This window comes from Roseovarius sp. Pro17 (assembly GCF_035599575.1).
GTDB lineage: Bacteria > Pseudomonadota > Alphaproteobacteria > Rhodobacterales > Rhodobacteraceae > Roseovarius.
Genome location: NZ_CP141179.1, coordinates 2,575,552 through 2,589,079 on the forward strand (window position 1 = coordinate 2,575,552; position 13,528 = coordinate 2,589,079).

At 62.2% G+C, this 13,528-nt stretch carries 12 protein-coding genes; 7 read left to right on the top strand and 5 right to left on the bottom strand.

The window, feature by feature from the left end; genetic code table 11:
* Positions 1–9: 9 nt before the first annotated feature.
* Positions 10–753, top strand: coding sequence for a rhomboid family intramembrane serine protease (locus U3654_RS12570; RefSeq protein WP_324751894.1), 744 nt, complete (start codon positions 10–12; stop codon positions 751–753).
* Positions 750–1,106, top strand: a complete 357-nt coding sequence (locus U3654_RS12575) for a GFA family protein (protein ID WP_324751895.1) — start codon at positions 750–752, stop codon at positions 1,104–1,106. The genes U3654_RS12570 and U3654_RS12575 overlap by 4 nt, the downstream gene beginning before the upstream one ends.
* A 2-nt stretch (positions 1,107–1,108) precedes the next feature.
* On the opposite strand, the gene U3654_RS12580 is transcribed toward U3654_RS12575, so the two are convergent.
* The 3 genes from U3654_RS12580 to U3654_RS12590 all read right to left on the bottom strand — a co-directional run bounded on the left by U3654_RS12580 (position 1,109) and on the right by U3654_RS12590 (position 3,475).
* Positions 1,109–1,897, bottom strand: coding sequence for an inositol monophosphatase family protein (locus tag U3654_RS12580; RefSeq protein ID WP_324751896.1), 789 nt, complete (start codon positions 1,895–1,897; stop codon positions 1,109–1,111).
* A gap of 117 nt (positions 1,898–2,014) precedes the next feature.
* Entirely contained in the window at positions 2,015–2,392 is a 378-nt protein-coding gene (locus U3654_RS12585; RefSeq protein ID WP_324751897.1) for a nuclear transport factor 2 family protein, read from the bottom strand.
* A 168-nt stretch (positions 2,393–2,560) separates the two neighbouring features.
* Positions 2,561–3,475, bottom strand: coding sequence for a LysR family transcriptional regulator (locus U3654_RS12590; RefSeq protein WP_324751898.1), 915 nt, complete (start codon positions 3,473–3,475; stop codon positions 2,561–2,563).
* A 97-nt stretch (positions 3,476–3,572) separates the two neighbouring features.
* Here U3654_RS12590 and metF point away from each other — a divergent pair, with 97 nt between their 5' ends.
* Positions 3,573–4,439, top strand: a complete 867-nt coding sequence (metF, locus tag U3654_RS12595; protein WP_324751899.1) for a methylenetetrahydrofolate reductase [NAD(P)H] — start codon at positions 3,573–3,575, stop codon at positions 4,437–4,439.
* 33 nt (positions 4,440–4,472) lie between these two features.
* On the opposite strand, the gene U3654_RS12600 is transcribed toward metF, so the two are convergent.
* Together U3654_RS12600 and U3654_RS12605 are read right to left on the bottom strand one after the other, a co-directional pair.
* Positions 4,473–5,534: a DUF2235 domain-containing protein gene (locus tag U3654_RS12600; protein WP_324751900.1), complete on the bottom strand. Its 1,062-nt coding sequence runs from the start codon at positions 5,532–5,534 to the stop codon at positions 4,473–4,475.
* A gap of 138 nt (positions 5,535–5,672) precedes the next feature.
* Entirely contained in the window at positions 5,673–6,644 is a 972-nt protein-coding gene (locus tag U3654_RS12605) for a zinc transporter ZntB (RefSeq protein WP_324751901.1), read from the bottom strand.
* Positions 6,645–6,788: 144 nt separating this feature from the next.
* Here U3654_RS12605 and U3654_RS12610 point away from each other — a divergent pair, with 144 nt between their 5' ends.
* The 4 genes from U3654_RS12610 (at position 6,789) to sthA (ending at position 13,408) form a co-directional block, all read left to right on the top strand.
* Positions 6,789–9,938, top strand: coding sequence for a valine--tRNA ligase (locus U3654_RS12610; protein WP_324751902.1), 3,150 nt, complete (start codon positions 6,789–6,791; stop codon positions 9,936–9,938).
* A 163-nt stretch (positions 9,939–10,101) separates the two neighbouring features.
* Positions 10,102–11,034, top strand: a complete 933-nt coding sequence (locus U3654_RS12615) for an AEC family transporter (RefSeq protein ID WP_324755281.1) — start codon at positions 10,102–10,104, stop codon at positions 11,032–11,034.
* A gap of 96 nt (positions 11,035–11,130) precedes the next feature.
* Complete coding sequence (fghA, locus tag U3654_RS12620; protein WP_324751903.1) at positions 11,131–11,964, top strand: S-formylglutathione hydrolase; 834 nt, start codon at positions 11,131–11,133, stop codon at positions 11,962–11,964.
* 4 nt (positions 11,965–11,968) lie between these two features.
* The gene (sthA, locus tag U3654_RS12625) at positions 11,969–13,408 is read left to right on the top strand and encodes a Si-specific NAD(P)(+) transhydrogenase (protein ID WP_324751904.1); all 1,440 of its coding nucleotides are present in this window, start codon (positions 11,969–11,971) and stop codon (positions 13,406–13,408) included.
* The last annotated feature ends 120 nt before the right edge of the window (positions 13,409–13,528 follow it).

Consider the following 13,528-nt stretch of genomic DNA (forward strand, 5'->3'; position numbering starts at 1 on the left):
CGTGGCCCCATGTTTCCCATCCGCGATCATAACCCGTCGGGGCGCGCGCCCTATGTGACCTACGCGCTGATAGTGGCGAATATCGGCGTCTTTCTCAGCTATTGGCCACTGATGAGCGACCCGCGCGCCCTGAGCGCGTTCTACGTCGAGTGGTCGATGATCCCGGCCAAGATCATGTATGACGGCTCCTATCTCACGCTGATAAGCTCAATGTTCCTGCACGGCGGATGGATGCATCTGGCGGGCAACATGCTGTTTCTGTGGGTTTTTGGCGACAACCTCGAGGATGAGATGGGCCATATTCCCTTCCTCGCCTTCTATCTTGCCTGCGGCGTCGGCGCGGGGCTGGCACAGATGGCGTCTCAGCCCTATTCGCTGGTCCCAACCGTGGGCGCATCCGGGGCAATTGCGGGTGTCATGGGTGGCTACCTGCTGCTCTTTCCCAAGGCCAAGGTGGATATCCTCATCATCTTCGTCTTTTTCTTTCGCATCTTGCCGCTGCCCGCCTGGATCATGCTGGGCCTGTGGTTCGCCTTTCAGATATTTGGCGGGCTGTCGTCGCCCACCGTGGGCGGCGGCGTGGCCTATTGGGCCCATGCCGGCGGCTTTGTGATCGGGGTTTTGCTGACCCTGCCCTTGCTCTTGCGACGTGGCGGCAGACAGTTCTGGGCGCGCACGGACGGGCGTCCGCCGCATCCAGAGGCGAGATACACAACCGCGCGCACGCGCATTCCAACAGTGAGGCGAAAATGAAGGCAACATGTCATTGCGGCGCGGTGGAACTGCGCGTGACGTTATCCGATGGGCTGGCCACGGCACGCCGCTGCGATTGCAGCTTTTGCGCGCGGCGCGGGGCGGCGGCGGTGACTGCGCCGCTGGGTGGCGTCGAGGTGGTGCGCGGCGCGGACAAGTTGACGCTTTATACCTTCAATACTGGCACGGCAAAGCACTACTTCTGCTCGATCTGTGGAATCTACACACATCATCAAAGGCGCTCGAACCCGAATGAATTCGGGGTGAACCTAGGTGCGCTGGAGGGGGTAAACCCCCGCGATCTGGGCAGTATCGGCTGGATCGACGGGATCAATCACCCGTCGGACGCCTAGCGTTACTGATTGCGGATGATCTTGGAGAACTTGTCGAAAATCTGCCCATTGGCGCAGATGATCGCGCCCTCGTCCAATATCTCGCGCTCTGGCGTCATTGCCTCGACCAGCGCACCGGCCTCGCGTGCGATCAAGAGGCCCGCAGCCATATCCCAAGGCTGAAGCCGGCGTTCCCAGAAGCCATCGTAGCGGCCAGCGGCCACATAGGCGAGGTCCAGCGAGGCCGCGCCAAAGCGGCGCACACCAGCACAGGTGGGCAAGAGGCGCGCAAGATCCTGCAATGTATGCGGCAGGTCGCTCCGTCCACCAAACGGCAGGCCGGTGGAGAAGATACTCTCGATCAGTTTGTCACGCCCCGACACGCGCAAGCGCGATTCGTTCATCCACGCGCCCTCGCCCTTTTCGGCAAAGAACAGTTCGTCCTTGGAGGCGTCATAGACGACACCGGCGACGATCTGGCCCTTATGCTCCAGCGCGATGGACACCGCCCAATGCGCAAGGCCGTGCAGGTAGTTCGTCGTGCCGTCCAGCGGGTCGACAATCCAGCGGCGGGTGGGATCGGTGCCCGGCTCCTCGCCGCCCTCTTCGGCCATCCAGCCATAGGTGGGGCGTGCGTTCATCAGCTCAGATTTGATGATCTGCTCGGCCTGAATATCGGCGCGGCTGACGAAATCGCCCGCGCCTTTCATGCTGACCTGAAGGTTCTCGACCTCGCGAAAGTCCTTGGCTAATGCGCGACCTGCCTTGCGGGCGGCCTTCTGCATCACGTTGAGATTTGCGCTGAGTGCCATGGGGCTTGGTCCTTATCCCTATCAAGCCGCGCGTATAGGCCGCGTGCGCCTTGCCCGCAAGGGGCGGGGCAAGTTGGGGCCGTCAGAGTGCATCTGGCGGCATACCAGCCGCGCCGCCTACTTCGGCAACATGAAGAACTCTTCACGGACGATCTTATTATTCTCAACGGTATAAACTGCGATCTCGCGCAGCGTCATCTTCCGACCGGTGGCTTTCTGCGTAACCTCGACCTCGAAGCGCACTCCGAAACGGTGGGGCGGATGGACATAGGGCCCGTCGGCTTCGAGCTTGTGAATATCGTGCGTCGCCGTCCAATCCTCGCGTTTCGCTTTGATCGCGCCGCGGCCCTTGGCGATCCGCACGGATCGTCCGGGTGGCACAACCGCCTCGACCGACTCCGCGTTTTCGGCATAGACCTCGTCGACATGCTCAATGCCGCGACCGCTCCGCATCGCCTCGACGAATTCCTGTCCGAGTTTGACTAAATCTTCCATGCGAACCCTCCTTGTTTTGCCACCGAGCGTGGCACAGTTTCGCGGCGTGCAACTTGACAGGGATCAAGAAGCTCAAGGGAATCTACGCGATCATCATGGCCGACATCCGTTTCGACGGGGCAAGATTCAATAGGGCTCCTAGCGGGCCTTCAACCACCACTCCCCTTCCTAAACACCCTCCCGCCTTTGCAACCGCACCGGGATCTCGCGCGCTAGTTTCAGCAGATGCGCCATGAACGGCTTGGCCGCGTCATCGTCGCGGATCGCGGCGTAGAGCCGCTTGGTCAGGCCGCCCTCTGTGATGGGGCGCACGACATAGTCGGTACTGGTGCGCAATTCGCGCACGACCCAGTCCGGCAACACGGCAACACCCCGGTTCGAGGCGACAAGCAGCAGAATGACGGCGGTCAGTTCCACCTGTCGGATGCTGGCAGGCTCGACCTTGGCAGGTGTCAGCAGCTCGGTGAACACGTCCAGACGCGAGCGGTCGACCGGGTAGGTGATCAACGCCTGATCGCGAAAATCCTCGGCTTCGATAAACTTCTTCTGCGCCAGCGGATGCGTGGCCGAGGCCAAAAACACCGGCTCGTAGTCAAACAGCGGCTTGAATCCGATGCCGCGCAGCACCTCGGGGTCCGAGGACACGACCAGATCAACCTCTTCCTTTTGCAGCGCAGGCAGCGCGTCAAAGGCGAGGCCGGGGCGAATATCGACGTCAACCTCGGGCCAGTTCTGGCGAAATGCCTCCAGCACCGGGAACAGCCACTCGAAACAGGCGTGACACTCAATAGCGATGTGCAGGCGGCCAGAACTTCCCTCGCGCACGCCGCTGAATTCGGCCTCCAGCGCCTCGATCTCGGGCAGCACCTTATTGGCGACGCGCAGCAGGCGCATCCCTGCCCCCGATAGCGTCATCGGCTTGGACCTTCGCACGAACAGTTCGACACCCGCCTGATCCTCAAGCCCCTTGATCTGATGGCTCAGCGCGGATTGCGTGATGTTCAGCTGATCGGCGGCCTTGGCCAGCCCGCCGGCGGCGTGGATCGCGCGGATCGTGCGCAGATGCCGGAACTCGATATGCATTATTAGTCAGCCTCATGTAGATCGTGAAAATTATGAATTTGCGTAATCTATGCTGCATTGCGACAAAGGCTCAACACCTTAGATAGGAAATCCGACCATGGCCGCGCCCAGAGTATCCTTCGAATTCTTTCCACCCAAGACGCTAGAGGCGTCGTTCCGCCTTTGGGACACGGTGCAAACACTGGCACCGCTACAGCCACGGTTCGTTTCGGTCACCTACGGAGCGGGCGGCACGACACGCACTCTGACGCGCGAGGCGGTCGGCACTTTGCATGGATCGTCCGGCCTGAACGTGGCGGCGCATCTGACCTGCGTCAACGCAACCCGCGCGGAAACGATGGCCATTGCCGATGAATTTCACGCCGCCGGTGTGCGCGAGATCGTCGCCCTGCGCGGAGACGCCCCCAAGGATAGCGGCGGGTTCAAACCGCATCCCGAGGGGTTCAAGGACAGTTGCGAGCTGATCGCGGCCCTCAAGGAGCGCGGCGATTTCACCATCCGCGTCGGCGCCTATCCCGAGGCCCACCCCGAGGCTGCGGACACAAGCGCTGACATCGACTGGCTCAAGCGCAAATTCGATGCGGGCGCCGACGAGGCGATCACGCAGTTCTTTTTCAGCGCCGATACATTCCTGCGCTTTCGCGACCGCTGCGCTGCGGCTGGCATCGACAAGCCGATCATCCCCGGCATTTTCCCGATCGAGAACTGGTCCGGCGCGCGCCGCTTTGCACAATCCTGCGGCACGACCGTTCCCGATTGGCTGAATTCGGCCTTTGAGACGGCCGAGCGTGACGGGCGCAGCGATCTTCTGGCCATCGCCGTTGCCACCGAGATGTGCAGCACCCTGATGGATCACGGCGTAGAGGATCTGCATTTCTATACGCTCAACCGCCCCGAGTTGACGCGCGACATCTGCCACGCATTGGGCGTGACCCCCAGGGTGGAACTGCGCGACGTCGCATAGATCGGCCTGAATAGAATAGTAGTGCGCCGCCCCTCATCCGGGCGGCGCTACGCCTTGACGGGCGGTTTCATGCACGCTCTCGGACGGATCAACTCCGACCTCTCTTGGCCAGCGAATTAGGAATAACCAACCCCAACCGCCCCAAGTGCCGCACGATGGCGCGCCCGCGTCTCGCGGAAAGCGTTCGCGCCAGCCCTCAGGCAGCGGCAAGCCCGCCTGCTCGCCATTCTCCAGCAACCAGACCAGCGGAATATTCGCCAGCGGACGCGCGGCCTCGAACCCATACAGATGCCCGCCGACATCGCCATGCGAACCGCGAAACCAGACCTGTTGCACGTCGGCTTGCATATCGGGACTGGTCTGCCAAATGAACGGACGATAGGCGACGCGGGTTTCGTTCAGCGCCAGCGCCTGATACCCGCGCAGCACACACGCCCCCAACTCGTGAGAATGAAATTCATGGGACGCGGCACCCCAGCGCCACAGGACCGGCAGGCGCAGACCCAGCGCCTTGACGGTGTCAAAAACGCCGACCATCTCGATCGGAACGGCGTCGTGGCAATAGGCGCGGCGAAACGCCTGCAGCACGCCCCTGCTGGGCGGTGTCCGGTAGTAGCGCCACGCCAGCCGCACATGACGCTCGATAGCCTCGTCAGCGCGCAGCAGACCCACCATGTCGATAGCCCCCGCCAGCGAGCGCACTGCATATCCGCCACGCGAAAAACCGATCAGGTAGATGCGATCCCCCGGCCGATAACGGCTGGCAAGGTGGCCATAGGCGCGGCGAATTTGCCGATTGATTCCGCGCCCCATCAGCACGCCCAGCGTGCTGCGCCAGTCCTGCCATTGCAGCCCCGCTTCGTAATAGAGGTTCAGATGCGTGCCCTTGCTGTCGGACAGCAGACGATAGACGCGGCCCGCATTGCTTTCGCGCCCCGGAACGAGGGACGACATGGTGCCGTCCAAAATTACCACATGTGTGATCGATCCGCGCTGAGCGTGCCCGCCTTCGCGCCCACTACGCAGATGTTCCGGGCCGCCGGGCAATGCCCATTCGTAAAGCCGCCTGATCCACTTGCGCAACACTATGCCCATCCCCGCTGGTCTATGTCCTGCGCCCCTCGACCAAAGCGCACGCCTGTAAGGAAAAGATGTCGCATCGCAGGCGCTGCCTCAAGTCATGGCGCGCGCCCTTGGGCATTTTCTTGGAAAACATCTCCATGACGCAACGCTTTAGCGCCGCGCCAACCATCCCAAGCGCGAAAAGAGGCCCAGCAACAGCGCGCCCAGACCCAGCAGCACCGCGCAGACGATCCAGAACGCATGCGGCGCATTCGCGCCCGGCATGCCGCCCACGTTGATGCCCAAAAGGCCGGTGATAAGTCCCAGCGGCAGGAAAACGGCGGTGACGACCGACAACAGCAGCATCTGGCGGTTCATCGCCTCGGCGCGCGCATCCATGATGTGATCATGCACCACCTGCGCGCGGTCGCGGATTGCGTCCAACTCCTCGGCCAGGCGTGTGACACGCTCGGTCGCCTCGCGCAGAGCGCTGCGCTGGGCGGGGCCGACCCATGGCAGCGGCTCAATTTCGAGCGTGCTGAGCGCGTCGCGCTGGGGAAACATGTAGCGGCGTAGCTGGATCGACACGCGCCGGATTTCGGCCAACTCGCGACGGGGCGGTGCGCCCGCGCCTGCCTCGACAGCGTCCTCCAGATCATCGATCCGCTCGTTCAGGTCCGCGACGACAGGCTCGGTCCGGTCGGCAAGGCGCAGGGCAAGCTGGGCAATCACTTCGGACGTGGCCGCGGGGCCCGTGCCGTCCTCGCAATGCTGCAGCAGATCCTGCACCGCCTGCACTGGGCGGCGGGTCAGCGTAACGATCCGGCGCGGCCCAGCCCAGATGCGCAGGCTGATCATATCCTCGGGGTCCTCGCCGGGGTTCAGATTGACGCCCCGTAGGTTCATCAGCACGCCACCTTGGTAAAGCGTGCAGCGCGGACGCGTTTCCTCGGCCATCAGCGCGCCGGCAATTATGTCATCGCCGCCCAGCGCAGTCAGCCATGCGCCGTCCTCGCCCGACGACTGACGCACATGCACCCAGAGGATCGCGCCCTCGGGCACGTCTTGCCCCCCGGCAGCCTCAGGCGCAATCCGGCGCGCGCCGCCCTGCCCGTCCAGCAGGATCGCGGTCATTTCATGCATCGTCACCTCCGTCTGAACGCACGGCCATAGAACGTCAGTGCGTGAGGCAGGGCCAGCCCTTATTTACGCGGCGCAGATTTCCATCGGGCTTTCCCTCAGGCGCCGAATTGGCTAAGCCACGAGGCAAGGATAAGGAGCGATCCCATGGCGATGGACAAGACATTCGATGCGGCCGAGGCCGAGCAGCGTCTATATGAGGCGTGGGAGACATCCGGCGCGTTCAAGGCAGGTGCGAACGCCGCCGAGGGGGCTGAACCCTTCAGCATCATGATCCCGCCGCCGAACGTCACCGGCAGCCTGCATATGGGCCATGCGTTCAACAACACGCTTCAGGACATTCTGGTGCGCTGGCACCGCATGCGCGGTTTCGACACCCTATGGCAACCCGGCACCGATCATGCCGGTATCGCCACGCAGATGGTGACCGAACGCGACATGGCCGCCAATGGCGAGCCGACGCGCGCCGAGATGGGCCGCGAGGCGTTCATCGAGCGCGTCTGGCAGCAAAAGGTGAAATCGCGCGGCACCATTATCGGCCAGCTCAAGCGCCTTGGTGCGTCTGCCGACTGGTCGCGCGAGGCGTTCACCATGGGTGGCGCGGCGGGCGATCCGGACAAGGGCAAGGGCCCGAATTTCCACGATGCGGTCATCAAGGTCTTTGTTGATATGTTCGACAAGGGGCTGATTTATCGCGGCAAGCGGCTGGTCAACTGGGACCCGCATTTCGAGACGGCGATTTCCGATCTGGAGGTCGAGAACGTCGAGGTTGCCGGGCACATGTGGCACTTCAAATACCCGCTCGCCGGTGGCGAGACCTACGAGTATCTGGAAAAGGACGAGGATGGTCACGTCACATTCCGCGAAATGCGCGATTACATTGCCATCGCCACGACCCGGCCCGAAACGATGCTGGGCGACGGCGCGGTGGCCGTGCATCCCTCGGACGCACGCTACGCCGCTATCATAGGCAAGCTGTGTGAAATTCCGGTGGGGCCTAAGGAACATCGCCGCCTGATCCCGATCATCACTGATGAATATCCCGATCCGAATTTCGGCTCGGGCGCGGTCAAGATCACGGGCGCGCATGATTTCAACGACTACGCGGTGGCCAAACGCAACGGGATTCCCTGCTATCGCCTGATGGATACAAGCGCACAGATGCGCGATGACAGCGCGCCTTATGCTGAGGCCGCGAGCATCGCAATGGCCATCGCCAAGGGTGAGCGCGAGATGGGCGAGGCCGAGGTCGACACGATCAACCTCGTGCCCGACGATCTGCGCGGGCTGGACCGACTGGAGGCACGCAAGCGCGTCGTCGAGCAGATCACCGGTGAGGGTCTGGCCGTCATGGTGCCGGGCGACCCCGAAGAGTCCGAGGGCAATGTCTGCATGGACCCCGGCATGGTCCCGCTGGTCGAAGCCAAGCAGATCATGCAGCCCTTCGGCGACCGCTCGAAAGTAGTGATCGAACCGATGCTGACGGACCAGTGGTTCGTCGATACCGCGCAGATCGTGATGCCCGCCATCGACGCCGTCCGCTCGGGCGACGTGACGATCATGCCTGAGAGTGATCGCAAGGTCTATTTCCACTGGCTAGAGAATATCGAGCCTTGGTGCATTTCGCGCCAGTTGTGGTGGGGGCATCAGATTCCGGTCTGGTATGGTCTCGATCTGGAGCGGGGCGAGTTCAAGGATGACGAATCCGACGGCGCGCTGGATATGGTCGAGATGCAGCGCCTCTTGTGGGATCAATCGCTGGCAAAGGGCACCGACCGCTATCACGCAGCGCCTGATTTCAAAGGGCTGGCTGACAAGTTCGACGACGTTCTGGCCGGTCTGCCGACGCCGCTGAACCATGCGCGCCTTGTCGAAGTGGCGAGTCGTGATGAAGCGATGCACTGTCTGGCCGAAAGTCTGGCGGACTACGTAAGCAGTCAGGACCCGACGCATCTGCTTTATCCGGTGTGGCGCGATCCCGATGTGCTGGACACGTGGTTTTCGTCCGGCCTCTGGCCCATCGGCACGCTGGGCTGGCCCGAGGAAACGCCTGAACTGGCCAAGTATTTCCCGACCAGCACGCTGATCACCGGTTTCGACATCATCTTTTTCTGGGTCGCCCGGATGATGATGATGCAATACGCCGTGACCGGGCAAAAGCCGTTCAGCCATGTCTATGTCCACGCGCTGGTGCGCGACGAGAAGGGCAAGAAGATGTCCAAATCCTTGGGCAACGTGCTGGACCCGCTGGAATTAATCGACGAATACGGCACCGACGCCGTGCGGTTCACCCTGACGGCCATGGCTGCGATGGGGCGTGATCTGAAACTGTCCAGCAGCCGCATCGCGGGCTATCGCAACTTCGGCACCAAACTCTGGAATGCCGCGCGCTTTGCCGAGATGAACGGGGCGACCACCGCTGCTCTGAGCAGTGATTATTCGCAGAATAACCTGCCCGCGCCAAATGAGACGGTGAACAAGTGGATCGTAGGCGAAACGGCAAAGGTGCGTCAGGATGTGGATGCCGCGCTGGAGGCGTATCGCTTCAACGACGCGGCGAATGCGCTGTATGTTTTTGTCTGGGGCAAGGTCTGTGACTGGTATGTCGAATTTTCCAAGCCGCTGCTGATGGACGGCGAGGACGCAGTCAAGCGCGAGACGCAGGAGACGATGGCATGGGTTATCGACCAATGTCTGATTTTGCTGCACCCTATCATGCCCTTCATCACCGAAGAGCTGTGGGGCGATCTGGGCGAGCGGCAAAAGATGCTGATTCATACCGATTGGCCTGAGTATGGCAATGAGGTCGTCGATGCGGCGGCCGACCGCGAGATGAACTGGGTCATTTCCCTGATCGACGCAGTGCGCAGCGCGCGCGCGCAGATGCATGTGCCGGCGGGGCTGAAAATTCCGATGCTGGTCACAGCACTGGACGATGCCGGCAAAGCCGCGTGGGAGCGTAACGAGGCGATGATCAAGCGGCTGGCGCGGATCGAGAGCCTTGCCCATGTCGATGCCTTCCCCAAGGGCTGCGCAACTGTCGCCGTCGAGGGCGGTATTTTTGGCCTGCCGCTGGCGGACATCATCGACGTGGACGAAGAAAAGGCGCGGTTGGAGAAAGCACTGGGCAAGCTGGAAAAGGAAATCGGCGGGCTGAAAGGGCGCGTGAACAACCCCAAATTCGTAGCCTCAGCGCCCGAAGACGTGGTCATCGAGGCCCAAGGCAACCTCGCCCTGCGCGAAGAAGAGGCCGTGACGCTGCGCGCGGCGCTGGCAAGGCTGGCTGAACTGGGCTAGGGCGGCGCGCTCACAAAGCGGTGTTTAGGGCCATGAAACCCGCGACACTGGCCCGCGCCGCCTCGGACAGAGGAAACCCCCTGTCCGAGTAGCGGCCTACGAAGCGTTGCCCTGCGCAAGCGCGGTGCGATTGACGCCGCGCGCCGTCCTGATACCAAGCGTCATGGCCGTGATATTTATCCAAACCCTTCCGTTCTTTATGATCATCGCGCTTGGCTACGGCGCGGGGCGCAGTGGATTTTTCACGCCCGAGGCGACAGCGTGGCTGACGAAATTCGTGTTCTACTTTGCCCTGTCGGCAATGCTGCTGCGGTTTTCGGCCAACCTTAGCGTGCGCGAGGTCTTTGATCTGCCATTCGTGCTGGCCTATCTGTGCGGCTCTGGCGTGATCTATGTGCTGGCGACAGTGGTCGCCATCCTGCGCGGCACCCGCGCCGAAGAGGCGGCGGTCGAGGCGCAATGCGCGGTGATCGGCAATGTCGGTTTTCTGGGTATCCCTATGTTGGCGATGTTGATGGGTGAGGCGGCAATCCCAGCGGTGATGATGGTGCTGGCGGTCGATCTGATCGTGTTCGGCGCGCTGATCGTGATCGTGATTACCGGCACGCGCGACGGGCGGATGCGTCCAGCGGTGCTGGGCACGGTCGGGCTAGGCCTGCTGAAAAACCCGATGATCGTGTCGATTGTCGTCGGTCTGACATTGGCCTCCCTGCGCCTGCCGATCCCCGGCCCGGTGAACGAATTTTTGATCATTTTGGGCGACGCTGCGACGCCCGGCGCGCTCTTTGCCATTGGCGCATCGCTGGCCGGAAAATCGGCCGAGCGGCCTTATGTCGCGGGCTGGCTCAGCTTTTGCAAACTGGTGTTGCACCCTGCAGCCGTGGCCGTGGCCGCGTTACTGGTCTTTGACGTGCCGTCCTACATGGCGGCGGTGATGATCGCGGCGGCCTCGCTGCCGGTGGCTGGCAACGTCTATATGCTGGCGCAGCACTACGGCATCGCGCCGCAGCGAGTATCGACGTCAATCCTGATCTCGACCGTGCTGGCGGCGGTTACCGTGTCGCTGGTGATCGGCTGGGTGCAGCCGCTCTATTAAGCGTCGGGCAAAGGCGCGTCTTTAGCCGTTTAACACCCGATAGACGCCTGCTAAGCTTACCGGTGACAAATGCAATTCTATCTAAGGAGCGTCGCCATGGAAACGAACTCGGAAAACGCCTGTTTCGGAGGAACACAGGGGGTCTATACCCACGCCTCGCAGGCCACCGGCACAGACATGACCTTTGGCCTTTTCCTGCCCGCCGAGGCCAAGGATGGCCCGGTTCCGGTGCTGTGGTTTCTGGCGGGCCTGACCTGCACGCATGAGAACGCCATGACCAAGGCCGGCGCGCAGGGCTGGGCCGCCGAGCAGGGCATCGCGCTGGTATTCCCGGACACCTCGCCGCGTGGCGACGGTGTCGCGAATGACGACGCGTTCGACATGGGGCAAGGCGCGGGGTTCTACGTGAACGCCACGCAAGAACCTTGGGCCAAGCATTTCAAGATGTGGGACTACGTTGCCGAAGAGCTGCCCGCGCTGATCGGAGCAGAGTTCGCGTTGGATATGGACCGTCAGGCGATCACCGGCCACTCGATGGGCGGGCATGGCGCACTAACGCTGGCGATGGGCCTGCCGGGGCGGTTCCGGTCAGTCTCGGCGTTTTCGCCGATCTGCAACCCGTCGGACAGCGACTGGGGTCGCAAGCAGCTGACCGGCTATCTGGGCGAAGACAAAAGCAAATGGGCCGCGCATGATGCGAGCCTTTTGATGGCGGAAAAGGGCTTTGACGGTCCCATTCTGGTGGATACCGGCACCAGCGATCAATTTATGGACCTGCTGCGCCCCGAGACGCTGGCCCAAGCCACCGCTGCGCGCCGCCAGCAAGCGATCCTCAGGATGCAGCCGGGCTATGATCACAGCTATTTCTTTATCTCTACCTTCATGGAGGATCATGTGACCTTCCACGCCGAGGCGCTTTATGCGGGATGATGTGATGGAGCATTACGACCTGATCGTCATCGGATCTGGCCCTTCCGGCCGCTCGGCCGCGATCCAGGCGGGCAAGCTGAACCGCCGCGTTCTGGTCATCGACCGCAAGGACCGACTAGGGGGCGTGTCGGCCCATACCGGCACGATCCCGTCCAAAACCCTGCGCGAAACGGTGCTGAACCTGTCGGGCTGGCGCGAGCGCAGCTTTTACGGGCGCGCCTACCGGGCCAAGGACGACATCGGCGCCGAGGATTTGCAGTCACGCCTCAACAAGACCATCGACTACGAGGTCGACGTGCTGGAGCATCAGTTCAACCGCAACCACGTGGAAACGCTGCACGGCCTCGCCAGCTTTGTCGGGCCGAACGAAATCGAGGTGCAGGTGGACGCGGGCATGGCGACGCGCCTGACCGCCGACAAGTTCCTGATCGCCACGGGGACGAAAACCCACCGGCCCAAGACCTGCCCCTTTAACGGCACGACAGTGCTGGACAGCGACGAGTTTCTCAAGCTAGAGACGATCCCGCGCAGCCTGACAGTGATCGGCGCAGGCGTCATCGGGGTCGAGTATGCCACCATGTTCGCCGCGCTCGACGTGCGCGTGACCATGATTGAGCCGCGCGATACGTTCCTCGATTTCATCGACCACACTCTGATCAAGGACTTCACCCATCAGATCCGCGAGAATGGCGTCGATCTGCGCCTCGGCTCGCCCATCTCCAAGATTGAGGATGCAGGACGCCATATCGAGGTAACGCTGGAAAACGGTCGCCACGTGCGCAGCGATATGCTGCTCTATGCTGCCGGGCGCATGGGTGCTACGGCCAAGCTGGGTCTGGATAAGGTAGGGCTAAAGACGGACCATCGCGGGCGACTGGACGTGGACCGCAGGACCTATCAGACCAAGGTGCCGCATATCTACGCGGCGGGCGACGTGATCGGGCATCCCAGCCTCGCATCCACCGCACTGCAACAGGGGCGCATTGCGGCGTGTCATGCCCTGGAGACGCCGACATTGCCCGAAAGTCCATGGTTTCCCTACGGCATCTATTCGGTCCCCGAAATCAGCACTTGCGGCATGTCCGAAGAGGAAATGAACGAGCGCGGCATCCCCTACGAGGTCGGCATCGCGCGGTTCCGCGAAACGTCGCGCGGCCATATCATGGGGCTGGAGCATGGGATGCTCAAGATGCTGTTTTCGCTGAAAACCCGCCGGGTTCTGGGCGTGCAGATCGTCGGCGAGGGCGCGACCGAACTGATTCACATCGCGCAGGCGGTTCTGAACCTCAAGGGTACGGTGGACTATTTCGTGCAAAACACGTTCAACTACCCAACGCTGGCCGAGGCGTACAAAATCGCCGGGCTGGACGCGTTCAACAGAATGCCGATCCCCGAGGAGTACAAGGTCGATCGCAACAAGAAAAAATCTCCAGCCACAAAGTAGGCTTGCGCTAACGGCGCAAGCCTCGCGGCACCGCGACCAACAATCTGGATAGCCAAACGGCGGGCGATAGCATAGCCTTTGAGGGACTTTGCAGGCGCGTTCCGTGACGATCCGTTGAAC

What these genes read in the sequence shown, in the direction of transcription:
- U3654_RS12570 (WP_324751894.1), top strand. Translation starts at nt 10, where the DNA reads ATGTTTCCCATCCGCGATCATAACCCGTCGGGGCGCGCGCCCTATGTG.
- U3654_RS12575 (WP_324751895.1), top strand. Translation starts at nt 750, where the DNA reads ATGAAGGCAACATGTCATTGCGGCGCGGTGGAACTGCGCGTGACGTTA.
- U3654_RS12580 (WP_324751896.1), bottom strand. Translation starts at nt 1,897, where the DNA reads ATGGCACTCAGCGCAAATCTCAACGTGATGCAGAAGGCCGCCCGCAAG.
- U3654_RS12585 (WP_324751897.1), bottom strand. Translation starts at nt 2,392, where the DNA reads ATGGAAGATTTAGTCAAACTCGGACAGGAATTCGTCGAGGCGATGCGG.
- U3654_RS12590 (WP_324751898.1), bottom strand. Translation starts at nt 3,475, where the DNA reads ATGCATATCGAGTTCCGGCATCTGCGCACGATCCGCGCGATCCACGCC.
- metF (WP_324751899.1), top strand. Translation starts at nt 3,573, where the DNA reads ATGGCCGCGCCCAGAGTATCCTTCGAATTCTTTCCACCCAAGACGCTA.
- U3654_RS12600 (WP_324751900.1), bottom strand. Translation starts at nt 5,534, where the DNA reads ATGGGCATAGTGTTGCGCAAGTGGATCAGGCGGCTTTACGAATGGGCA.
- U3654_RS12605 (WP_324751901.1), bottom strand. Translation starts at nt 6,644, where the DNA reads ATGCATGAAATGACCGCGATCCTGCTGGACGGGCAGGGCGGCGCGCGC.
- U3654_RS12610 (WP_324751902.1), top strand. Translation starts at nt 6,789, where the DNA reads ATGGCGATGGACAAGACATTCGATGCGGCCGAGGCCGAGCAGCGTCTA.
- U3654_RS12615 (WP_324755281.1), top strand. Translation starts at nt 10,102, where the DNA reads ATGGCCGTGATATTTATCCAAACCCTTCCGTTCTTTATGATCATCGCG.
- fghA (WP_324751903.1), top strand. Translation starts at nt 11,131, where the DNA reads ATGGAAACGAACTCGGAAAACGCCTGTTTCGGAGGAACACAGGGGGTC.
- sthA (WP_324751904.1), top strand. Translation starts at nt 11,969, where the DNA reads ATGGAGCATTACGACCTGATCGTCATCGGATCTGGCCCTTCCGGCCGC.